Source organism: Ruegeria sp. BG11 (assembly GCF_056538565.1).
Genome location: NZ_JBQFTH010000007.1, coordinates 178,544 through 201,029, shown reverse-complemented (window position 1 = coordinate 201,029; position 22,486 = coordinate 178,544). Strand labels below are relative to the sequence as shown.

General features: G+C 58.4%; 19 protein-coding genes and 1 riboswitch. Of the genes, 11 read left to right on the top strand and 8 right to left on the bottom strand.

Annotated features, from left to right (window positions below; all coding sequences use genetic code 11):
• Positions 1-26 precede the first annotated feature (26 nt).
• The 8 genes from hslO to ACR0JF_RS13405 all read left to right on the top strand — a co-directional run bounded on the left by hslO (position 27) and on the right by ACR0JF_RS13405 (position 9,257).
• Positions 27-1,013: an Hsp33 family molecular chaperone HslO gene (gene hslO / locus ACR0JF_RS13440; protein ID WP_170660950.1), complete on the top strand. Its 987-nt coding sequence runs from the start codon at positions 27-29 to the stop codon at positions 1,011-1,013.
• On the top strand, positions 1,006-1,602 hold the full coding sequence (locus ACR0JF_RS13435; RefSeq protein WP_480669482.1) for a CoA pyrophosphatase: 597 nt from the start codon (positions 1,006-1,008) through the stop codon (positions 1,600-1,602). The genes hslO and ACR0JF_RS13435 overlap by 8 nt, the downstream gene beginning before the upstream one ends.
• Positions 1,599-2,753 (top strand): CCA tRNA nucleotidyltransferase, encoded by a 1,155-nt coding sequence (locus ACR0JF_RS13430; RefSeq protein WP_170660947.1) that lies wholly within the window; start codon positions 1,599-1,601, stop codon positions 2,751-2,753. The genes ACR0JF_RS13435 and ACR0JF_RS13430 overlap by 4 nt, the downstream gene beginning before the upstream one ends.
• 192 nt (positions 2,754-2,945) lie before the next feature.
• Positions 2,946-4,784, top strand: coding sequence for an ABC transporter ATP-binding protein (locus ACR0JF_RS13425; RefSeq protein ID WP_170660945.1), 1,839 nt, complete (start codon positions 2,946-2,948; stop codon positions 4,782-4,784).
• Entirely contained in the window at positions 4,781-6,613 is a 1,833-nt protein-coding gene (locus ACR0JF_RS13420; protein ID WP_170660943.1) for an ABC transporter ATP-binding protein, read from the top strand. Before ACR0JF_RS13425 ends, ACR0JF_RS13420 begins: the two co-directional genes overlap by 4 nt.
• Before the next feature lie 38 nt (positions 6,614-6,651).
• Positions 6,652-7,881 (top strand): class I SAM-dependent RNA methyltransferase, encoded by a 1,230-nt coding sequence (locus ACR0JF_RS13415; protein WP_170660941.1) that lies wholly within the window; start codon positions 6,652-6,654, stop codon positions 7,879-7,881.
• Positions 7,882-7,895: 14 nt separating this feature from the next.
• Entirely contained in the window at positions 7,896-8,681 is a 786-nt protein-coding gene (locus ACR0JF_RS13410; RefSeq protein ID WP_170380232.1) for an ion transporter, read from the top strand.
• Positions 8,682-8,738: 57 nt separating this feature from the next.
• Positions 8,739-9,257 carry a L,D-transpeptidase family protein gene (locus ACR0JF_RS13405; RefSeq protein WP_480669479.1) on the top strand — a complete coding sequence of 173 codons (519 nt, stop codon included), beginning with the start codon at positions 8,739-8,741 and terminating at the stop codon, positions 9,255-9,257.
• Here the strand turns inward: ACR0JF_RS13405 and ACR0JF_RS13400 are convergent.
• The 7 genes from ACR0JF_RS13400 to cysQ all read right to left on the bottom strand — a co-directional run bounded on the left by ACR0JF_RS13400 (position 9,254) and on the right by cysQ (position 17,236).
• Positions 9,254-10,675, bottom strand: coding sequence for a nodulation protein NodH (locus ACR0JF_RS13400; protein WP_170660938.1), 1,422 nt, complete (start codon positions 10,673-10,675; stop codon positions 9,254-9,256). The two genes, ACR0JF_RS13405 and ACR0JF_RS13400, sit on opposite strands and share 4 nt — an antisense overlap.
• A 6-nt stretch (positions 10,676-10,681) precedes the next feature.
• Positions 10,682-12,382: a DUF5927 domain-containing protein gene (locus ACR0JF_RS13395; protein WP_170689528.1), complete on the bottom strand. Its 1,701-nt coding sequence runs from the start codon at positions 12,380-12,382 to the stop codon at positions 10,682-10,684.
• The gene (locus tag ACR0JF_RS13390; RefSeq protein ID WP_170660933.1) at positions 12,379-13,365 is read right to left on the bottom strand and encodes a glycosyltransferase family 2 protein; all 987 of its coding nucleotides are present in this window, start codon (positions 13,363-13,365) and stop codon (positions 12,379-12,381) included. The genes ACR0JF_RS13395 and ACR0JF_RS13390 overlap by 4 nt, the downstream gene beginning before the upstream one ends.
• Positions 13,366-13,525: 160 nt before the next feature.
• Positions 13,526-14,578, bottom strand: coding sequence for a glycosyltransferase family 2 protein (locus ACR0JF_RS13385; RefSeq protein WP_170660931.1), 1,053 nt, complete (start codon positions 14,576-14,578; stop codon positions 13,526-13,528).
• A 7-nt stretch (positions 14,579-14,585) separates the two neighbouring features.
• Positions 14,586-15,569 carry a UDP-glucose 4-epimerase GalE gene (gene galE / locus ACR0JF_RS13380; protein WP_170660928.1) on the bottom strand — a complete coding sequence of 328 codons (984 nt, stop codon included), beginning with the start codon at positions 15,567-15,569 and terminating at the stop codon, positions 14,586-14,588.
• 69 nt (positions 15,570-15,638) lie between these two features.
• Positions 15,639-16,439, bottom strand: coding sequence for a 3-deoxy-manno-octulosonate cytidylyltransferase family protein (locus tag ACR0JF_RS13375; protein ID WP_170660926.1), 801 nt, complete (start codon positions 16,437-16,439; stop codon positions 15,639-15,641).
• Positions 16,439-17,236 (bottom strand): 3'(2'),5'-bisphosphate nucleotidase CysQ, encoded by a 798-nt coding sequence (cysQ, locus tag ACR0JF_RS13370; RefSeq protein WP_170660924.1) that lies wholly within the window; start codon positions 17,234-17,236, stop codon positions 16,439-16,441. The genes ACR0JF_RS13375 and cysQ overlap by 1 nt, the downstream gene beginning before the upstream one ends.
• Before the next feature lie 122 nt (positions 17,237-17,358).
• Here cysQ and ACR0JF_RS13365 point away from each other — a divergent pair, with 122 nt between their 5' ends.
• The gene (locus ACR0JF_RS13365) at positions 17,359-18,180 is read left to right on the top strand and encodes an ABC-2 transporter permease (protein ID WP_170660922.1); all 822 of its coding nucleotides are present in this window, start codon (positions 17,359-17,361) and stop codon (positions 18,178-18,180) included.
• Here the strand turns inward: ACR0JF_RS13365 and ACR0JF_RS13360 are convergent.
• Positions 18,177-18,779: an alpha-ketoglutarate-dependent dioxygenase AlkB gene (locus ACR0JF_RS13360; protein WP_170660921.1), complete on the bottom strand. Its 603-nt coding sequence runs from the start codon at positions 18,777-18,779 to the stop codon at positions 18,177-18,179. The genes ACR0JF_RS13365 and ACR0JF_RS13360 overlap by 4 nt on opposite strands.
• A gap of 214 nt (positions 18,780-18,993) precedes the next feature.
• On the opposite strand from ACR0JF_RS13360, the gene dnaK reads away from it, so the two are divergent.
• Both dnaK and dnaJ read left to right on the top strand, forming a co-directional pair.
• Positions 18,994-20,901, top strand: coding sequence for a molecular chaperone DnaK (gene dnaK / locus ACR0JF_RS13355; protein ID WP_170380243.1), 1,908 nt, complete (start codon positions 18,994-18,996; stop codon positions 20,899-20,901).
• Between the two features lie 74 nt (positions 20,902-20,975).
• Positions 20,976-22,124 (top strand): molecular chaperone DnaJ, encoded by a 1,149-nt coding sequence (dnaJ, locus tag ACR0JF_RS13350; RefSeq protein WP_170380244.1) that lies wholly within the window; start codon positions 20,976-20,978, stop codon positions 22,122-22,124.
• A 252-nt stretch (positions 22,125-22,376) separates the two neighbouring features.
• Positions 22,377-22,481: riboswitch (TPP riboswitch) on the top strand.
• Positions 22,482-22,486: the final 5 nt, after the last annotated feature.

Genomic DNA, 22,486 nt, shown 5'->3' with positions numbered 1-22,486 from the left:
CAACCCTTGGCGTGTAAGGAAACCCCATGTCTCTTGGAACAAAAATCGCGTGGGACGATACCGTCCTGCCCTTTCAACTCGATGTATCGGACATGCGCGGGCGTGTGGCCCGTCTGGATGGCGTGTTGGACGGCATCCTGAAACAGCATGACTATCCAGAAAAGGTCGAGGCTCTGGTGGCCGAGATGGCCCTGCTGACCGCGTTGATCGGCCAGACTGTCTCGCTCCGCTGGAAGCTGTCGTTGCAGGTGCAGTCCAAGGGTCCGGTACGCATGATTGCCACCGACTACTACGCACCACGGAAAGAGGGTGAGCCGGCCCGCATCCGCGCTTACGCCAGTTTCGACCGCGATCGTCTGACCGATGGCGCGCCGTTCGATCAGGTGGGCGAGGGCTATTTCGCAATCATGATCGATCAGGGCGAAGGTACGCAGCCTTATCAGGGCATCACTCCGCTGGCCGGAGGCTCGATCAGTGCCTGCGCCGAAGCCTATTTTGCGCAGTCCGAGCAGTTGCCGACCCGGTTCTCGCTGAGCTTCGGCAAATCGACCGAACCGGGTGTGGGTGAGCATTGGCGCGCGGGTGGCATCATGTTGCAGCATATGCCCAAAGCCTCGCCTTTTGCGGCGTCCAGCGAAGGCACCGGAGAGATCCTGACCGCCAATGATCTGGTCGATGGCGAAGAAGGTGAGAACTGGGGCCGCGTCAATATCCTGCTGGATACGGTCGAGGATCTTGAGCTGATCGGCCCCTCGATTGCGCCAACCGATCTGCTGGTGCGTCTGTTCCACGAGGAAAACCCACGGGTCTATGACGCGCAGCAGGTACAGTTTGGCTGCACCTGTTCAGAAGAGCGTGTGCGCCAAAGCCTGTCGATCTATTCGGCCAAGGACATCGAAAAGATGACCACCCCCGAAGGTCAGGTAACGGCTGATTGTCAGTTCTGCGGCGCGCACTATGTGCTGGACCCTGCCACTGTGGGTTTTGACGCCGAAGACAGCAAAAGTGTCTGAATTAGAGACGCAACTCCGAACGGCTTTGGCTCGTCCGGGCCATGGGTCGAGTGATTTTGACCTGAACCCAGGCACCGTGCTGCCGCCGGGGCGCAAACTGCGGCCGGCGGGGGTGCTGGTGCCGATCACTGTTGCGGACAGGATACCGCGGCTGATCCTGACCAAACGCTCCTCGGCGTTGAAGCACCACCCCGGCCAGATCGCCTTTCCCGGCGGCAAGCAGGATGAAGGTGACGCGGATGTCACCGCCGCTGCCCTGCGTGAGGCGCAGGAAGAGGTCGGTATGCCCACTGACCTGCCCGAGGTTATGGGCTTTCTGCCCACGCACGAAACCGTCACGTCCTTCTCGGTCACTCCGGTGGTGGCAATCATCCGGCAGGGCTTCGACCCGGTGCCTGAACCCGGCGAAGTAGACGAAATTTTCTCGGTCCCTCTTGCACATGTGCTGAACCCTGCGAATTATGTGATCGAGTCGCGCCGTTGGCAGGGGACAAAACGGAAGTATTTCGCCGTGCCCTATGGCCCCTATTACATATGGGGCGCGACAGCCCGCATATTGCGTGGGCTTGCAGCACGGGTGAGTGAATGAAGCAAATTAGCGCGGCTTGGGTTTCGGACCCTGCGACACAAAAGGTATGCGCAGCCCTTACGGATGGCGGCGCGCAAGCGCTGTTTGTGGGGGGATGCGTGCGCAACGCGCTTTTAGGCGCGCCGGTGTCGGACATTGATATCGCAACAGATGCACATCCCAAAAGGGTGCTGGAGCTGGCGCAGAGCGCTGGGCTCAAGGCGATTCCCACGGGGATTGATCACGGCACGATCACTGTGGTCTGCAATCACATCCCGCATGAGATCACCACCTTTCGCCGCGATGTGGAAACCGATGGCCGCCGCGCAGTCGTGGCCTTCTCGGACAAGGTGGAAGAGGATGCAGCCCGGCGCGATTTTACCATGAACGCGATCTACGCAAAGCCAAATGGCGCCGTGTTAGACCCGCTTTTGGGCCTGCCGGACCTTCAGGCGCGCCGCGTTCGGTTCATCGGGACCGCAGAAAACCGCATCCGCGAAGACTACCTGCGATCCCTGCGCTATTTTCGGTTTCATGCCTGGTACGGAGATGTCGAGGCCGGGTTCGATCCGGATGCTCTGGCCGCGATAGCAGCGAATCTGAACGGTTTGTCCACCTTGTCGCGGGAACGTGTCGGGACCGAGTTGTTGAAGCTTTTGGGTGCGCCCGATCCAGCCCCTTCCGTTGCCGCAATGCGCAGCACGGGAGTATTGGAGCAGCTTCTGCCGGGCGCGGATGATCGCGCCTTGGCGCCTTTGGTCGCCATTGAGCAGGCCGCAGGTGCCGAACCGGACGCGGTACGCAGACTGGCGGCCATCGCCACGCCCGAGGATGCTGCGACCCTGCGCCTGAGCCGCAACCAACTGCAACGTCTGAGCCGGATACGGGAGGAGGCGCAGGCCTCGACCAGCGTTGCCGAACTGGGCTACCGCTACGGCGACGAAGGCGGCTTGCACGAAACACTGCTGCGATGTGCGTTTCTGGAGCGGCCCTGGTCCGAGGATCTGCGCACGGCGCTGCATTCCGGGGCCGCAGCGCAGTTCCCGATCAAGGCGACGGATCTAATTCCCAGTTTCTCTGGCCCTGCGCTGGGCAAGAAACTGGCTGATCTTGAGGCAAGCTGGATCGCATCCGGGTTTACCCTGACGCGCGAGGATTTGCTGGCCGGGTAGCGTGAAGTCTCAAAAGGGGATGACAAATCAGAACGTTTGTGCTTACGTGCGCCTGTCACATGGATGGAGGACTGCGAATGTATTACGGGATCTGGTTCGGCTAAAGCCGGGACGCTTACCCCGTATAGGGTGGTGTTCAGGCGCCATTCTTCTTCGCATGTCTAATTTTCTGCTCAATCGGAGCACTCCTCTATGTTTCGCTATTTCGAAAACCTCGTTGACCCATTTGGCCCCTATAAAGAAGCCGACGCGCCACCAACTAAACTGTGGCCGTTCATGCTGGACTATTCGCGCCCCTTCTATCGGGTGTTTGCCTGGGCGGCGCTGATCTCGATCATCGTGGCCGGGGTTGAGATCGGGTTGATCGCCTATATGGGTCGCGTGGTTGACCTGTTGGGCGGCACTCCGGCCGAGGTCTGGCGGAACCACGGGACTGAGCTGTTGCTGATGGCTGCGTTTGTCCTGCTGCTGCGTCCGTTGCTGCATTTGATCGACGTACTGCTGCTCAACAACACGATCCTGCCGAACTTTGGCACACTGATCCGCTGGCGGGCGCATAAACATGTTCTGCGTCAGTCGGTTGGCTGGTTCGAGAATGACTTTGCCGGGCGGATTGCCAATCGGATTATGCAGACCCCTCCTGCTGCGGGCGAGGTGGTATTCCAGGTCTTTGACGCGATTTCGTTTTCGCTGGCTTATCTAATCGGCGCTGCCATTCTGCTGTATGCTGCAGACCCGCGATTGCTGATCCCGCTGCTGATCTGGTTTGCGCTTTATGCGCTGTTGGTGCGCTGGACGATCCAGCGCGTTGGCCCGGCATCCAAGGCGGCTTCCGACGCGCGCTCGACCGTGACAGGGCGTGTGGTGGACAGCTACACCAATATTCACTCGGTCAAGATGTTCGCCCATGGCCGGCAAGAGATGGACTATGCCCGCGAAGCCATCGAAGAGACGCGCCGCACATTCCAGATCGAAATGCGGATCTTCACCATAATGGACGCGGTTCTGGTCACATTGAACGGCCTGCTGATCGTGGGCGTCGTGGGTTGGGCAATATCCCTTTGGATGCAGGGCACGGCCTCGGTTGGTGTCGTAGCGGCAGCAACGGCCTTGACCCTGCGCCTGAACGCGATGACCGGGTGGATCATGTGGGCGCTGACCAGCTTCTTCCGCCAGCTTGGCATTGTCGCCGAGGGGATGGAAACCATCGCCCAGCCCATTGACCTGTTGGATGTGCCGACGGCGAAGCCGCTGCAACTGAGCAAGGGCAAGATCGAAATCAACGATCTGTCGCACCATTATGGACGCGAGGCCGGAGGTTTGGACCACATCAATCTGACCATTCAACCGGGTGAGAAGATTGGCCTCATCGGGCGCTCCGGGGCCGGGAAATCGACCCTAGTTAAGCTCCTTTTGCGGTTTTATGACGTTGAGCGCGGCGCAATTCTGATCGACGATCAGAACATTGCGCAGGTCACACAGGACAGTTTGCGCAGCCGTATCGGCATGGTCCAGCAGGACAGTGCGTTGCTGCATCGGTCGGTGCGCGACAATATCCTCTATGGCCGTCCGGATGCGACCGAGGATCAGATGATCGCGGCGGCCAAACAGGCCGAAGCGCATGAGTTCATACTCGACCTGCAGGACCCGCAGGGCAGAACCGGGTATGACGCGCATGTGGGTGAGCGGGGCGTGAAGCTATCTGGAGGTCAGAGGCAGCGGGTGACGTTGGCGCGGGTCATTCTGAAGGACGCGCCGATTTTGCTGTTGGATGAGGCGACATCCGCCCTAGATTCCGAGGTTGAAGCGTCCATTCAGGAAACCCTTTACGGCATGATGCAAGGAAAAACCGTGATTGCCATTGCCCACAGGCTCAGCACCATTGCGCAGATGGACCGTATTCTGGTGATGGATGCGGGCCGGATCGTGGAAGAGGGCGCGCATGCCGATCTTTTGGCGCAGGGTGGCCTTTACGCGCAGTTCTGGGCGCGGCAATCTGGCGGCTTCATGAATCCGGAGGCCGCTGAATGAGGGTTGCCGACCTCATCAACCCGTTCAAGAACATCGAAACGCCCCCACCACAAACGCTGGGGGCGTTCATTCGCTGGAGTCTGTCAGGCGCCTGGCACATGCTGTTTGTCGCGGCGGCGTTCTCTGCCATTGCCGGTGCGATGGAGGCCGCCACCGCCTGGATTCTGGGCCGTGTGATCGATGTCGCCACCTCGGGCGGGCCCGAGCGTTTTCTGACGGCTGAGAATATTTGGATGATCCTGGGCGCGGCGGCGTTCTTCATGGTGATCCGCCCGATCCTGTTCGGCCTGTCCTCGGTGTCGAACAACTACATCGTAATGCCGAACATCCCGCCCTTGGTTCTAGCCAAGCTGAACCGTTGGACCTTGGGGCAGTCGGTTACCTATTTCGACGATGACTTTGCCGGTCGGATTGCCCAGAAGCAGATGCAAACCTCGAACGCGATGGCCTCGGTCGTATCAGAAACGATCAGTGCGATTGTTTTTGCTTTGGCTTCCCTTGTGGGTTCTTTGCTTTTGTTAGGGTCTATTCATCCGTTGGTGATGCTGCCCTTTGCCGGCTGGCTTGTGGTCTATTTCATGCTGGTCCGCTGGTATCTTCCCCGCATTCGCAAACGCTCGGCCGCGCGGGCTGGCGCGCGGGCCATGGTGTCGGGGCAGGTGGTGGATACGATCACCAATATCAAGACCGTCAAGCTGTTTGCCCACTCCGCGTTCGAAGATCAGACAGCGCGAAACGCGATGGTCGACCTGCGCGAAAGATCTCTGGATTTCGGCAAACTCTCCGCCGCGTTCCGGTTCATTCTGATGGTTTTGGCAGGGGTCCTGCCCGTGATGCTACTGGGCGCAACGCTTTGGCTGTGGCAGCTGGGAATGGCAACGGCTGGGGATATTGTGGCGGCGGGTGCAGTTGCGATCCGCATTTCCCAGATGACGGGCTGGGTCAGCTTTACGCTGATGGGTCTCTACGCCAATGTTGGCGAGATCGAAAACGGCATGAAAACGCTGGCCAAGCGGGATCGGGTTGAAGATGCCGCAGCAGCCAAGGACTTGGTTGTGTCTCTGGGCAGCATCGCTTTTGAGGCGGTCAGCTTTGCCTATGGTCGGGATATTGGCGGGGTTTCTGATCTGAACCTGACGATCGCACCGGGCGAAAAGCTGGGCATCGTTGGGGCGTCAGGTGCGGGCAAATCCACCCTCGTTTCGCTGTTGTTGCGGCTCTATGACGGGGAAAAAGGCGCGATTTCGATTGACGGGCAGGATGTGTCGCAAGTAACCCAAGACAGCCTGCGCCGTCAGATCGGGATGGTCACGCAGGAAACCGCCATGTTCAACCGTTCAGCGCGTGAGAATATTCTGTATGGCCGCCCCGATGCGTCCGAGGCCGAGATGATCGAGGCCGCCGAGAAAGCTGAAGCGCATGAGTTCATCCTGAGCCTCGAAGACGCGCAGGGCCGGAAAGGCTACGACGCGCACTTGGGTGAGCGAGGCGTGAAACTCAGCGGTGGACAACGGCAGCGGATCGCCCTGGCCCGTGCCATTCTTAAGGACGCGCCTATCCTTGTGCTGGACGAGGCGACCTCGGCGCTAGATTCCGAGGTCGAGGCCTCGATCCAGACTGCGCTGCATCGGGTGATGGAGGGTAAAACCGTGCTTGCCATCGCGCATCGCCTGTCGACCCTCAGCGAGATGGACCGGATCGTCGTGCTGGATCAGGGGCGGATCGTTGAAGCCGGCACGCATGAGGCGCTTTTGGACCAGGGCGGGCTGTATGCGCGGTTCTGGCATCGCCAGTCGGGTGGTTTCATTCAGGCCGAGGCCGCAGAATAAGGGTTTTGTTGCAGACAAAGCCCGGCTATCAGGCCCCCATGACGCAGCAATTCACCATCAACCGCCTTGGTCATCAGGGTGACGGCATCGCAGACGGCCCTGTCTATATTCCCCGAACTTTGCCGGGCGAAGTGGTCAGCGGAACCTTGGTCGGCCAGCTACTGGAAGACATGAGGGTGGAAACCCCGTCCGATCAACGGGTTAAAGCCCCTTGCCGCCACTACAAAGCGTGTGGAGGCTGCCAGTTGCAGCACGCCTCAGACGCCTTTGTGGCGGATTGGAAGGTGGAAATCGTGCGCGCAGCGCTGTCAGCACAGGGCCTCGAGGCCCCGATGCGGCCGATCCACACTTCACCCGAGCGGTCTCGTCGGCGGGCAACGATTGCCGTGCGGCGGACGAAGAAAGGCACGCTGGCCGGATTTCACGGCCGCGCGTCCGACACGATCACCGAAATCCCGGATTGCCATCTTCTGGATCCGGCTTTGATCGAAGCGATCCCGGTCGCCGAGGCGTTGGCGCTGCTGGGTGGCAGCCGCAAAGGTGTACTGGCGGTTACGCTGACCCTGTCCGAGGGTGGTCTGGATATCGCGGTGTCAGGCGGCAAGCCCTTGGACGGCCCGCTGGAGCTTGCCTTGGCACAAGCGACCGAGAAACACGGGCTGGCGCGCCTCAGCTGGGATGGTGAGGTGATCGCGATGCGGCAACCGCCAGTCCAGCGCTTTGGAATCGCCGGGGTCATCCCGCCACCGGGGGCCTTTCTGCAGGCCACAAAGGACGGAGAACAGGCTCTAACACAGGCTGTTTTGGAAGCCACGCAAGGTGCAAGGCGGGTTGTGGACTTGTTTGCCGGGAGTGGAACCTTCTCTCTACCGCTCGCGCAGGAGGTCGAGGTTCACGCGGTCGAAGGTGAATCCGCTATGACGCAGGCACTTAATCAGGGATGGCGCAAGGCCACGGGGTTGAAACGCGTCACCTGTGAGGCCCGTGATCTGTTCCGGCGCCCACTAATGCCGGATGAGTTCAAGGGCTTTGATGCCGTGGTCCTTGACCCGCCGCGTGCGGGGGCCGAAGCGCAGGTCGCAGAACTTGCGCAGGCGCAGCCCCCGGTGATCGCCTATGTCTCGTGCAACCCCATTACCTTTGCGCGGGATGCAAAAACGCTGGTTGATGCAGGCTACGCCCTTGAATGGGTGCAGGTCGTTGACCAATTTCGGTGGTCGTCCCATACGGAACTGGCCGCGCGGTTTGTGCTGAACCCCGCACGTTAAGGAGACAGCAACCCATGGCGTTCAAACAGCGCTTGCAGAGCATCATCGAAGCCCCCCTCTTCGGGCAGTTCATCACGGCTGTGATCATCTTTAACGCGATCTTGCTGGGGATGGAGACCTCACCGACGCTGATGGACGCGGCTGGGTCGCTGATCGTCATTCTCGATAAACTATGCCTTGCGGTTTTTGTGGTCGAGATCGCGATGAAGCTGATCGTCTCAGGTCGCAACTTCTTCAAGAGTGGTTGGAATCTATTCGATTTCACGATCGTTGGCATCGCTCTGGTCCCAAGCGCGGGCGGTCTGTCAGTGCTGCGGGCCCTGCGAATCCTGCGGGTCTTGCGTGTGATCTCGGTTGCGCCGCGTCTGCGCCGGGTGGTCGAAGGTTTTATCTCGGCCCTTCCGGGCATGGCCAGCGTGTTCCTGCTGATGGCGATTCTGTTTTATATTGGCGCGGTGATCTCGACCAAGTTGTTCTCTTATTCCTTCCCGGCTTGGTTTGGGGATCTGGGCCTTTCAGCCTATACGCTGTTCCAGATCATGACGCTGGAAAGCTGGTCCATGGGCATCGTGCGTCCTGTGATGGAGGTCTACCCCTACGCCTGGCTGTTCTTTGTGCCCTTTATTATGGTCACCACCTTCGCGGTTGTGAACTTGCTGGTCGGTCTGATCGTGAATTCGATGCAGGATGCGCACCACGCCGAGGACGAAGTGAAGACCGATGCCTACCGAGATGAGGTGCTAGAGCGGCTGGAAGCCATAGAACGCCGACTAATTGAGCAATCAAACATCAAAAAGTGATTTCAGTTTTTTCAGTTTTTGGCATAATACCCAAAAAAAAGCAGCAGGCAGTGAATCATGGATCGTCGAGCATTTGGATTGGGTGCAATGGCAACGCTGAGCCTTTCGGCTTGTGCCTCAGCCGGACCCAGATTTCTGACATATGATGGACCCGAGGTGACCTCGCTGGTCGTCAACAAGAGCGCGCGCAAGATGTACCTTTTGCATCATGAGCATGTCTTGCGGGAATATGATGTTGATCTGGGCTTTGCGCCCAATGGCACCAAAACCAAGCGTGGTGATGGTCGGACCCCCGAGGGGAGCTATCTTATCGATCGGCGCAACCCGAGAAGCCGCTATCATCTGTCTTTGGGTATTTCATATCCCAACTCACAGGATTTAGCTCAGGCCAAGGCGGCGGGCGTTGATCCGGGTGGTGATATCTTTATCCACGGTCAGCCCAATCTGCGGTCCGAGCTGAAGCGCGCCAAGAAGACCCCGGACTGGACCGCCGGATGCATCGCCGTCAAGAATAACGAGATCGAAGAGATCTATGCGATGGTCAACAAAGGTACGCTGATCACTCTGCGTCCCTAGCGCCAGGGCCCAAACCCAAATTTCGCATAGTCGCGCTGGTAGGCTTTTGCTGCCAGCGCCTCGAGTTGTGCGTCGTAAATCTCTTCCAATCCGTAGGGCGTATCCGCAGCGCGGATTTCAGGCGTGGGTGGGTTTGCGTTCCCCAAGCTTGCGGCGAGATCGGGCAGAGCGGTCTGCAGGTCATCCTCTCGCAGAATCAGGTCGGGTAAGGCGATAGGCACCATCGCCTCGATCACCTTTGACTGGCTGCACCACATCGCATCAACCCGGATCGGGGTTTGGCCGTTCAGGTTGTGATGCAGGAAGGTCAGGAAAGCTGCAAACGCCGCATGGTGCTGGTCTTTCGAGTAATTCTTTTCACGCAACTGTCCGGGGATCGGCAGTTTGAATCGATTGCGCAGCATGTGGCGGATATCGGCATAGTCCTCATGGTCCTTGGCCAGAACATAGTCGCAAAAGGCATTATGCGCGCGGGCGATCGGATGTTGCAGAATAGTGAATTTGCGGTGCCCGGGATGGGTTCGCATCCAGCTTTCGACTGCGTCCGGGGTGTCGTGCAAAGCATCCTCGTCGCACCCATCAATCCGTGCTAGCCATTGGGCAATAGCAGGCTCTAACCCGCCGGGAATCGGTAGAAACAGCAGTGGTGTTGTCGGTGCCGCGATACATTTTTGCAGCTTTGGCGCGCGTCGTGGTTCCAGATCTGGCGTGCGGTGCAAGGCGAAACGGTCCATTCCTGACACTGCGCGCGCCATCTCGTCCGGGTTGGTCACCTTGGTCACGGCGGCTGACGGGTTCTGCGGCTTGAGCGTATCGTCCAGCGCATCTAACCGCCCATCGACTCCCAGCCACTGGGCGAGACCGTTCAAAACCTCAAGATCGCCCAGGTCATCATAGTTGATGTAAAAGGCGGTCTGGCCCGATCTTTGCAGGTGGTTCAGCAGGGACATCTGGAAAGAGGCGAGGGTGTCGACATAGTCCGAGAACTCAGCCGCGTCGAATTCGACCGTTTCCTCCAACCGGCGCTTGATATTCTTCAACTGCCATTGCTTGGTTTTCCGAACGATCTTCAGCGAAAGATAGCTGTCCAGCGGATTGCGGCTGAGGATGATTTTGGCGCAGAGCGGGTCGTTTAGGACCTCAGGCAGGATGCGCGGGTCGTGTTCCTGAAAATACCGAAACCCGTGCAACCCGTCCGGGGCTGCGCGGATCGCTGTCAGGAGTTTCCCGGGATCTTGGTCCCTTTCGTCCAGTGTTAGACCCAGAATCTGATCTGATTTCACCCGCCCGATGAAATGCGGGTTGAAGGCCTCACCATGGCAAGTGAGGCCGTCGATCCGGTTCAAGTTGGCCTCTAGCAGGTTTGATCCGGTGCGCATCGCACCCAGGATTACGAACGATTCAAAGGGACCGGCCATCGGGGATCACTGCACCAGATAAGGTTTGCGGAAAGGCTTGGTGCGGGTTCCAAACACATCATCGACGGGGAAGTCGCCCATCAGTTGCGGGTGCATGCCCTGGTTCTTGAGGTTCTGGAGGAATTGCCCAAAGCCGGCCAGATCGACCATAAGCGGGGCCTCGGTCAGGTGGCGGGACGTCTGTGGTGCGATCTCGTCCAGAATGGTTTGCAGAGGCTCCATCGGGGCCTCAATGAAATCTGCCAGCGTCCAGCTCCGCACACGCGCTTTTGTCCAAACCGAGCTTAGCACCTCAAGCTGTTTGCTTTCGATCTGTTGCAAGCGGGCAGCTTCGCAGCGGATATCGGCGAAGTTCATGTTTGACCGGAACAGCGGAATCGCCCACGCCCCGGTAATCACCGAGATCTGCGCGTTCTTGTCCCGCGCCAGAAACCAGTTGATGTCCTGCGTGTCTCGCGGGCCGAACTGGAAACACTGGCGCTGACCGCGTGTGTTCCAGATCAGGTTCGACAGGAACGCCTTGGGGTTATAGTCGCGCAACGTGGCACTGTCGCTGAGCGCGCCATTGGTGATCGTCTCATCCTGCGCGAATTCGGCGCGGTTTGCGGCAAAGAGGTGCCCGTGAACCCGTGTGTTGGTCGCAGTTTCCAGCCAGGTTTCGAACTCTTCAAACAGGTCCGAGAACCCCTGAAACACCGAATAACCCGCAGCCGTCAGACCGTTCTCGCTGCCGTGGCGGGGAAAGCGGCTTTGCATATAGAGGCCATCTCGCCCATGAGTGCGCCGCTCGACCGCCTTGGAGAAAACGCGGTCGATCTTGCCCGGGTTAGGTTCGGCCGGCCGCATCGCGCTGGTCTGGTCGGTCAGGAAAGAGTGATAAAGTCTCTCGGCCCGGGGCCAGATTTTACGGGCAACAAAGCAGTCCGACCGGCGTAGCAGTTGCAGGTGGTCATCGTAAAAGATGTGGGGCCGCCCCTGGTAGTCGAATTTCGACAGGGTCAGGGACCGGCTTTCGATATGCGTGGAATAGAGCCGCGCAAGTGTCTGAAAATAGCTTTCATCCGGTATCCAGACATGGCGGAAATAGCGGTCATAGACCTTACGCCTGGGGTCTTGCAAAATGGCCGAGAGGGTCTGCCGCGTCAGGCACCACCATTGGCTGCCCATATGCGGAGTCAAACCGTCTGGGATGCTGCGGCGCATGCCGGTCGCCCGTTGCAGTTTTACATAGGCGTCAAACAGTTTGCGCTGATTGCGCCAGGAAAACGGGAACCGCAGGGTAAAGCGCTCATGGTCCAGCCCACCGATCGTCCAGCTGACATCGGCGGTAGTAGCACTTTCGATGAAATCGACGCGGGGACGGTCGGACAGGTAGTCGATCAGCTCTTGCACCGGGCGCAGAGGCAGACACGCGCCGGACGATAGGAAGACATGCCGCACGTCCGGGAAGCTCTCCAGCATCTGCTCGGATGCGGATTGTGAGGCCGCGACGATACCCCAACGGCCCCAATCGCACGTATGACGCTCCGAGAAACCGATTAGGGGGTTGTCCGCGCAGGAGGCGACAAAGTTTGAATACGTCTTTTCGGCGACCTTGCCGTCCGCGTGAATCACAACAGGGCAGCCCGCGGCGGTCCAATGGCGGGCAACCTGCTCCGCCCGGTCCAGGGCGGTATGCACCAGCATAACGATGCCAAGCGAACTCATGCCCAGTTTCCTTTCGACATGAGGCCCAGAATCTCAAGCTGCCGCCAGTTGATATATTGCTGCGACCAATCGCAGCGAAAAATGGGCTGCTCCTCTAGCTGTTTGGCGTAAGCCTTGTACTCACCGGACCCGCGATAGTGCTGCCTGCGCTGCATCTCTTCGCGTGCCTTGTCGCCTAGGGTGTTGATCAGCTTGGCATGCAACAGCGCGCCACTGGTCTTTTCCCCACCCCATTCGTCATAAACTTGGTTCAAACCCCTCGGCAGCAGCGAATGGGTTGAGCTGATATAGACATAGCGCCGATCCCACTTCACTAAGGGTATCTTGTTCAGTGCCGGGGCCTTCGAGGGGTTGTCCTGAAAGAAAACACGGGCCCTTGGGCCACCCTGAATCCACAGGTTCTTATATTCGGGGTTCTTGGAAATCATGTAATTCCCGGCATCGAACCAACGCGCTATTTCAAACGGGTCCTGACCCTCGTGATAGGGTTCGTCGTCTACGGGACCTTCGGGATACATGTCGATCAGCATGGTGCCGAAACTGCGCACCGCACAGCTGTCCAGCCAGTCGGTCAGCGCGCTGATCGGGCGGGTGTCGCAGAACGGATAGATAAAGAACTCATCAGGATCGACGGTCAGAACCCAATGTCCATGCGCATATTTGCGCAGCAGATAGTTGGACCAGTCCAGCCCAAAACCCGCCTTTTTGTAGCTGGTTTTCGTCTGCCAGACCGAGACATCGGGCTGCGTGCGCAGAAACTCGAGGCTGCCGTCATCGCTGTAATTGTCGACAAACAGAAAATGGTTCACGCCCAGCTTGCGGTAGTAGTCCAGAAAGAAGGGCAGGCGAATCTTCTCATTGCGGACAACGCTCATCAGCAACACATCGTCCAGGCGGATGGCGGCGGTATTGGTGCTGATGGGCTTCAGCTCACGCCGTCTTTTGACGCAGCGCACGAGACGGCGCTTGCGCCGCAACCTCATGCGATAAGATTCCAAAAGGCCCACGCGACTGACCAACCCTTGTTATTGACGCGAGCTTCCCCGGATTGATTGCTGAGTGTCCTACACCCGGGTTCCGCCGACTATGCCATTTTTTCATCTTGAGGGGCAATGCATTTACAACAGGTTAGTGACATGTGTCTCAGCCCTGTTGATCCGACCAGCCCCCTGCATTCATCAGCCCCAACTGCTGTAGTTTTGGCCAGCCGGTATACGCCTCGGACTGGTCGGTCCACATATCCGACTGCGCGATGATCCCATCATAGTATGTCTGGAATTGGTCGGGATCATGAAAATGCTGGCGACGCTTTTTCTCGATCTGTGATTTTGCGGTGATCTCTGGCAGGAACTTCGTGTGCAAAAGCACCCCGGAAGGCGTGTCCACGTTCGGTCCATCATAAAGCGCATTCAGGCGACGTGGCAGCGCGGAATGGGTCGAGTTTACATAGGCATAACGCCGGGACCACTTGACCAGAGGGATCTTGTTCAAAGTTGGTGAGCGCTGGCGTGTATTGGCGAAAAACACCCGCTCGCGCGCGCCGCCCTGGACCCATAGATTGCCCATCGGGGTTTGCCGCTGCGCGCGATAGGGGCCGGCGTCGAACCAGTTCAGGGTTTTGGTCGGATCACTTTCCGGGTCATGGGATTGCGACCCCAGCGGGCCCTTCGGGTAGAGATCCAGCATCAAAGCGCCGAACCCGGCGCGGCCTTGCTCCTCCAGCCAGTGGGTCATTTCCTGCAAAACTCGGGTGTCGTGATGTGCGTAGATCAGCAACTCGTCCGCGTCGACAGTCAGGCACCAATGGCCGTGACCATACCGGATTTGCAGCGAGGTCAGCCAATCCAGCCCAAAGCGCGCCGCGCGGTAGCTGGCCTGAGTGTGCCAGAGCGATACGTCAGATTGCTGCGCCAGAAACTCGGTCGATCCGTCGTCGCTGCCATTATCCACGATCAGAAAATGGTCGGCGCCCAAGGCGCGGTAGTGCCGGAAGAACCACGGAAGACGTTCCAATTCGTTGCGCACGGTAACAAAAGCCAGAATGCCTCCGCGCTGGATAGCCGAGGTTCTGTTCTGCAAACAGGTCAGCTGGTTGCGGCTGCGCCAGGATTGCCAAAGCAGCCTGCGCCGTTTCCAACGTAGCCGGTATTTCTGGGCCGTGCTGATGCGGGGAAGCTGGGCGCTGACGGGGGTCAAAGGCGGCTCATTTCTCGTAGGTGCCGGTTTGGTGCCAGCGCCACGCGTCAGTAATCATCGTCTCTAACGTAGAGCGTTTTGGCCTCCAGCCCAACTCTCCTTCGGCGCGCACTGAGCCTGACACCAGCTTGGTGCAATCACCTGCGCGGCGGGGTCCGACGGTATAGGGAACGGCGCGGTTGGTGACGGTTTTGGACTGCTCGATAACCTCAAGAACCGTGAACCCCGAGCCAGTGCCCAGATTGAACACGCGGCTGTCCTTGCCCTGTTGCAGCCAGTTCAAGCCCAGAATATGCGCATCGACCAGATCGCAGACATGCACATAGTCGCGGATGCAGGTACCGTCTGGCGTGTCGTAGTCTGTGCCGAACACGGTCAAGCCATCCCGCTTGCCATCAATCGCATCCAGCATCAGAGGGATCAGATGGGTCTCAGGCCGGTGGAACTCTCCAACCTCGCCTTCTGGATCGGCACCAGCCACATTGAAATATCGGAAGATCACATGGCGCAAGCCATGAGCGGCCTCAAAATCCCGCAAGATATCCTCGATCGCGCGCTTTGACGCTCCATAAGCGTTGATCGGGTGCTGGGGCGTGTCCTCATCCAGCACAACATTGTCCTGATCGCCATAGGTCGCGCAGGTTGAGGAAAACACGAAATCCAGACAGCCTGCGGTCACCGCGGCCTCGATCAGAGTCAGCGAGCCAGTCACATTGTTCGACCAATAGCGCGCGGGCTCTTTCATCGCCTCTCCCACCTGACTGAGCGCGGCGAAATGCATCACGGCCTGAGGCTGATATTTGGCAAAAACCTCGTCCAGCCGCGCGCGGTCTAGCAGGTCGCCCTGTTCAAACGGGCCAAACTTAACCGCATCCTGCCATCCGGTGACAAGACTGTCGTAGGTGACCGGCACAAAGCCTGCTCGCGCCAGCGCCTTGCAAGCGTGAGAGCCGATATAGCCTGCGCCACCGGTGACTAAGATCGTTTTCATATCAGCTCCATTGGTCATAATTGGGCGCTTCTACGTCAGATTGGCAGGCTCGGTCAGGGGGAAAAGGGATCACTCCAGCCCCATATCTGCCATCATCGCTTCGATCTTGGGCACGTCCTGAGGGTTGTTCAACTCCCAAAACTGGCGGCCTTTGGCTTCGACCTCGACGCATAGAACCTTGCGGCCGTTTTCCATGAAGCGCAGCTGTTCCAGACCTTCCAACTGCTCTAGCGGACCGATGGGCCAGCTGGGATAGGCCGCCAACGCATCCGGGCGGTAGGCATAGACGCCGACATGGTGAAACACCGGGGTTGGATCCGCACCCGCATAGCTGTCGGAGGTGAAGGGCACCACCTCTTTCGAGAAATACATCGCGCTGTTATCGCTGGCAAAAACGGCAGTCGTGCCGCCAACGCGCCCGTGTTTGCGATCATTGAGCAGGCTGTTCAGCGCGTCTCCGTCGCAGCGCAGAACAGGTGTTGCGACACCAGCCTCGGGCGCGGCGTGCAGGCCCGAGATCAGGTCCTCGACAAACCAATGCGGTGTCAGCGGCGCGTCGCCTTGCAGGTTCACGATGATCTCATAGCCACCGCCCAAAACCCCATGTGCCTCGGCACAGCGTTCGGTGCCGTTCTGGCAGGTTTCCGAGGTCATAACGACTTCGGCGCCGAACCCTTCGGCGGCTTCCCGGATGCGGTCGTCATCTGAGGCGACAACCACCTTATCTACACCTGACACAGACATGGCCGCCCGCCAGGACCGTTCGATCAGTGTCATGGCTTTGCCCGTCGCGCCGGTCAGCGGCACCAAAGGCTTGCCCGGATATCGGGATGAAGCATAGCGGGCGGGAATGGCGATCAGAACGGACATCAGGCTTCCTTCAACTCAACACCCGGAGAGTAGGCGATGAAGAACGGGTTTGCATAGCCGTCCTTGCCATAGGTCAGAGGTGTGTGGTCGTCGAACCGGACCACCTGACCACCAGCCCCTGCCAGTACAGCGTGCCCGGCGGCGGTGTCCCACTCCATCGTGCGCCCGACCCGCGGGTAGAGATCCGCCTCACCCGTTGCGACCAGACAGAACTTGAGGGACGAGCCCGCGCTCTTGCTGTCCAGCACCTGATATTTGTTGATGTAATCCTCAGTTGCCTGATCCCGGTGCGATTTGGAGGCGACGATCAAAAGGGCAGAATTGTCCGGATTAGAGACAGAAATCGGCGTGGTTTCCCCCGCGTGGGCTTTGTCCAATGCGCCGGTTTCCTCGACCGATTGCCCATCGGCTTGGGTGTAGAACATGCGACCGCGCGCAGGGGCATAGACGACGCCGCGCGTGGGGGTACCGTTTTCGACCAGAGCTATATTGACGGTGAAATCTCCGCGCCGATTGATGAATTCCTTGGTGCCATCAAGCGGATCAACGATCAGGAATGTCTCGCCCTTCTCGGAATGCGAGGCGGCCTGTTCCTCGGTCACCAGCAGGATGTCGGGGAAGGCGGTGCGCAGCCCTTCTGATATCAACGCATCGGCGGCCTCATCAGCCTCGGTCACGGGGCTTTCATCTGATTTGACCTTCACATCGAACGTATCCGAATTGTAGATCTTCATGATCTTGTCACCGGCTTCCAGTGCCAGACGTCGGATGACGGGGATAAGGGCGTCGTAGGTCACAAAAAAGCTCCGATTTGGTGGTTTGTTGATCGAATGTGGTGACGGACTTATGATGTGCTGGTTACCGAACGGCAAGGTATTCGTGAAAGACTGAGGTCAACAGAGCAGGAAAGACCCGACGCGTGTTCTATTTCAGGAATAACAAGACCCTGCTGGGTGGTGCCTTCACCACGGCTGAACTGATCTTTCATGCCGTTGTACGTAATATCCGATCCCAGCATTCGAATGCTGTCGTCGCAATACTACGCAGCATTGTACAGATTCTTGTGATGGTACTGGTGTTTTATCTGATCATGTCCCTAATGGGTACACGAGTAGCAAAGGTGCGTGGCGACATTGTTCTGTATCTTTTGTCAGGCGTCTTCCTGTTCATACTGCATATTAAATCGGTGAAGCGGATTGCGGGCGTTGGAGTGGGCAACAACCCGATGATGCTGCACTCGCCGATGAACATGGTAGTAACCATATTAGCCACGGCTTTTGGAATCCTCTACAATATGATGATGGCGATGTTCATCATTCTGTTTCTTTATCACGCCGCTGTCACGCCATTGGTGATTGAACAGCCAGGTCCCGCCTTTGCGATGGTCATTTTGTCGTGGTTCACCGGATGTGCGGTCGGTCTGGTGTTAATGGCCCTCACTCCTTGGTTTCCGGCAACAGCAACAATCCTGACCACAGTGTACCGACGACTGCAGATGATTTTTTCCGGCAAGATGTTTCTGGCCAATGCTTTAGGCGGGTATATGCTGGCTCTATTTTCTTGGAACCCGCTTTTTCATTTGATCGACCAGTGTCGTGGCTATGTTTTCCGCAATTATTACCCGCGCAACACAAGCTGGGAATATGCGGTCTGGGTTGGCGTCGCGCTGCTAATGATCGGTCTGTTGGGCGTCTTCTTTACCAAGAAACACGTCTCACAAAGCTGGAGCGCGCGCCGCTAACGCGCAACGCGCAGGGTTAGGTTGATCCGCCCGCCTTTGGGCAGCAGTTTGGATGACTTGAACCGGATGCGGTCTACGCCATGATAGGTCAATCGCGCTGGGCCGCCCATGATCACCACATCGCCCGAGTTCAGCCAGAGGGATTCCGTCTTGCCTCCACGTGTTGTGTTGCCGATGCGGAAGAGCGCGTCATCGCCGAGCGAGACCGACAACACTGGCCACGAGAAATCGGCCTCATCTTTGTCCTGATGCAGGCCCATCTTCGCGTCTTCGCCATAATAGTTGATCAGGCAGCAATCCGGTGCGAGATCACGCCCCACCAGATCCTGCCAGATCGCAAGGACAGGTTCGGGGATCTTGGGCCAGTCCATGCCCTTGGGATGCTGGCCCTGATAGCGGTAGCCCGCCTTATCCGTCACCCACCCCAAGTCCCCGGCCGAGGTCATGCGCACCGACATCTCTTTGCCCGACGGTGTCACGGGGCGGAACAGGGGTGCAGATTTCAGAATCGGGCGCAGCGCATCGATCAGCCGGCTTTGGGCGGCACTGTTCAGGTAACCCTTCCTGATCTCAAATCCCCGTAAAAGCAGCCGAGCCATGCCGGATTCCCCATTCCTTACCAAATCCTTGCCAAAAAAGGCCGCAGATTCCCGAAAACCTGCAATTCAGAATGCTTGCAGGCCTCTGGTCCGGCCCTTATATACGCCGGGACGCGCGATGGTGTAGTGCTGTCGCGCACATCAGATCGGGGACGGGATGCCATAACGGGTCCGGCCCTCGGGACATCGCCTTGAAGAGAAAGGGATTGAAAATATGGGAAAAGTAATCGGGATTGACCTCGGCACCACCAACTCGTGTGTTGCGATCATGGATGGCTCGCAGCCGAAGGTCATCGAAAACGCGGAAGGGGCGCGGACCACGCCCTCGATCGTCGCCTTCACCGAAGATGAGCGACTGGTCGGTCAGCCTGCAAAACGCCAGGCGGTCACCAACCCCGACAACACGATTTTTGGCGTCAAGCGTCTGATCGGCCGTCGTGTGGATGATGCAGAAGTCGAAAAAGACAAGAAAATGGTGCCCTATGCCATCGTAAATGGCGGCAATGGCGACGCGTGGGTTGAAGCCCGCGGTGAGAAATACTCCCCAAGCCAAATCTCGGCCTTCACTCTGGGCAAGATGAAGGAAACCGCAGAAAGCTATCTGGGTGAGGAAGTCACGCAGGCGGTTATCACAGTTCCCGCCTATTTCAACGACGCACAGCGTCAGGCCACCAAAGACGCCGGCAAAATCGCCGGTCTGGAAGTGCTGCGGATCATCAACGAACCGACAGCGGCTGCTCTGGCTTACGGTCTGGACAAGGAAGAAACCCAAACCATCGCGGTCTATGACCTTGGTGGCGGTACCTTCGACGTGACCATCCTGGAGATCGATGACGGCCTGTTCGAAGTTAAGTCGACCAACGGTGACACCTTCCTGGGTGGTGAAGACTTTGACATGCGCATCGTCAACTACCTGGCAGATGAGTTCAAAAAGGAACACGGTGTCGACCTGTCGCAAGACAAAATGGCCCTGCAGCGTCTTAAAGAAGCCGCTGAAAAAGCCAAGATCGAACTGTCCTCGACCTCGCAGACCGAGATTAACCAGCCGTTCATCTCGATGGGTTCGAACGGTCAGCCGCTGCACATGGTCATGAAACTGACCCGTGCCAAGCTGGAATCGCTGGTTTCGGACCTGATCAAAAAGTCCATGAAGCCTTGCGCCGCCGCTCTGAAAGACGCCGGTCTTTCGGCTGCTGACGTGGACGAAGTTGTTCTGGTCGGTGGTATGACCCGGATGCCGAAAGTGATCGAAGAGGTCACCAAATTCTTCGGTAAAGAGCCCCACAAAGGTGTGAACCCGGACGAAGTTGTTGCCATGGGCGCCGCCATTCAGGCCGGTGTTCTGCAGGGTGACGTCAAAGACGTGGTTCTGCTGGACGTGACCCCGCTGTCGCTGGGCATCGAGACGTTGGGTGGCGTGTTCACCCGTCTGATCGACCGCAACACGACGATCCCGACCAAGAAGTCTCAGGTCTTCTCGACCGCCGAGGACAACCAGAACGCCGTGACCATCCGCGTGTTCCAGGGTGAGCGCGAAATGGCTGCGGACAACAAGATCCTGGGTCAGTTCAACCTCGAAGACATCCCGCCGGCGCCGCGCGGTATGCCTCAGATCGAGGTGACTTTTGACATCGACGCCAACGGCATTGTCTCGGTTTCGGCCAAGGACAAGGGCACCGGCAAAGAGCAGAAGATCACCATCCAGGCCTCGGGCGGTCTGTCCGACGAGGACATCGAAAAGATGGTCAAGGACGCCGAAGAGAACGCGGAAGCCGACAAGGAACGCCGCGAGCTGGTCGACGCCAAGAACCAGGCGGAAAGCCTCATCCACTCGACCGAGAAGTCGATGGAAGAGCACTCCGACAAGGTTGATCCGACCACCATCGAAGCCATTGAGCTGGCAATTGCCGCGCTGAAGGACGAGCTGGAAACCGAGAACGCCGACAAGATCAAGTCTGGCATCCAGAACGTCACCGAAGCTGCTATGAAGCTGGGCGAAGCCATCTACAAGGCGCAAGCCGAAGAGGGCGAGGAAGAGCCTGCAGCAGCAGACGCAGGTCCTGCGGATGATGACATTGTCGACGCCGAGTTCGAAGATCTGGACGACGACAAGCGTAAGTAACCGGTAACCGGGCCAATCTGGGCCGGTCCGCTTGCCGGGCCGGCCCGATTACGTTGAGGCAGAAGGGAAAACTGATGTCAAAACGCGACTACTATGATGTGCTTGGTGTCACCAAGGGCGCATCTGCGGATGAGATCAAGAAAGGTTTTCGCAAGAAAGCCAAAGAATTGCATCCCGACCGCAACAAAGACAACCCGGATGCCGAGGCGCAGTTCAAAGAAGCGAACGAAGCCTATGACGTGCTGCGCGATGCTGACAAAAAAGCAGCCTACGACCGTTTTGGTCATGCCGCTTTTGAAAATGGCATGGGCGGTGGTGGCCGTCCGGGCGGCGGATTTGGTCAGGGTGACTTCTCCAGCGCGTTCTCGGATGTGTTCGATGATCTCTTCGGCGACTTCATGGGCGGACAACGTGGTGGCGGCGGCGGACGTCGCGCGGCACGCGGGTCCGACCTGCGCTATAATCTGCGCGTAACGCTGGAAGAGGCTTTCTCGGGCCTGCAGAAAACCATCAACGTCCCCGCAGCCGTGGCTTGTTCGGCCTGTGATGGCTCGGGTGCAGAGGGTGGTGTTGAACCTACGACATGTCCGACTTGCTCTGGCATGGGTAAGGTTCGGGCTCAGCAGGGCTTTTTCACAGTTGAACGCACCTGTCCGACTTGTTCGGGCCTTGGGCAGATCATCAAAAACCCCTGTAAATCCTGCAATGGCGCGGGCCGTGTGGAAAAAGAACGCGCGCTGTCGGTCAATATCCCAGCTGGTGTCGAGACCGGTACGCGCATCCGCCTCGCGGGTGAGGGTGAGGCCGGTATGCGCGGTGGCCCTCCGGGTGACCTCTATATCTTTGTTGAGGTCTCGGACCACAAACTGTTCGAACGTGACAGCGTGAATCTCTATTGCCGCGTGCCTGTCAGCATGGCCAAAGCCGCGCTGGGCGGGTCCATCGAGGTGCCTACCATTGATGGCGGGCGCGGACGGGTGCAGATCCCGGCGGGCAGCCAGTCGGGTCGCCAAATGCGCCTGCGCGGAAAGGGCATGCCTGCTTTGCGGGGTGGTGGCATCGGTGACATGTTCATCGAACTGGCTGTGGAAACTCCGGTCAACCTCACCTCTCGCCAGAAAGAACTTTTGCGTGAGTTTGATGATTTGGGTGAGGATAACCATCCAGAATCAAAAAGCTTTTTCTCATCCGTGAAGTCCTTCTGGGATGGGATGAAAAGCTAAGTTCAGGCCGCTCTAACTGGGGCGGCCTTTTTCGATCGAGGCTCTGATCCCACCGCCCCACACGTCTCTGTCGCCGGGTGGCTCGGCCTTCCAAAGGATGTGATCCTTCATTCATCTGTCGCAAATAGCTTCGGAGCGTGGGGCAGGTTCCCGCAAACTCCACCGTTCCTCTGGCCTTATTTTATTGAAGATATTGGCCATACGATACGCGGATTGAGGCTTGATTTTCCAGACCGGTCCTGAGATTGTCCGCATCAACCGTTGGGGTGCCCTTATCGAAGGGCTGAGAGGCGCAAGCGCTAACCCATCGAACCTGATCCGGGCAATTCCGGCGTAGGGAACGGTCTAAAGCAAACAGACGT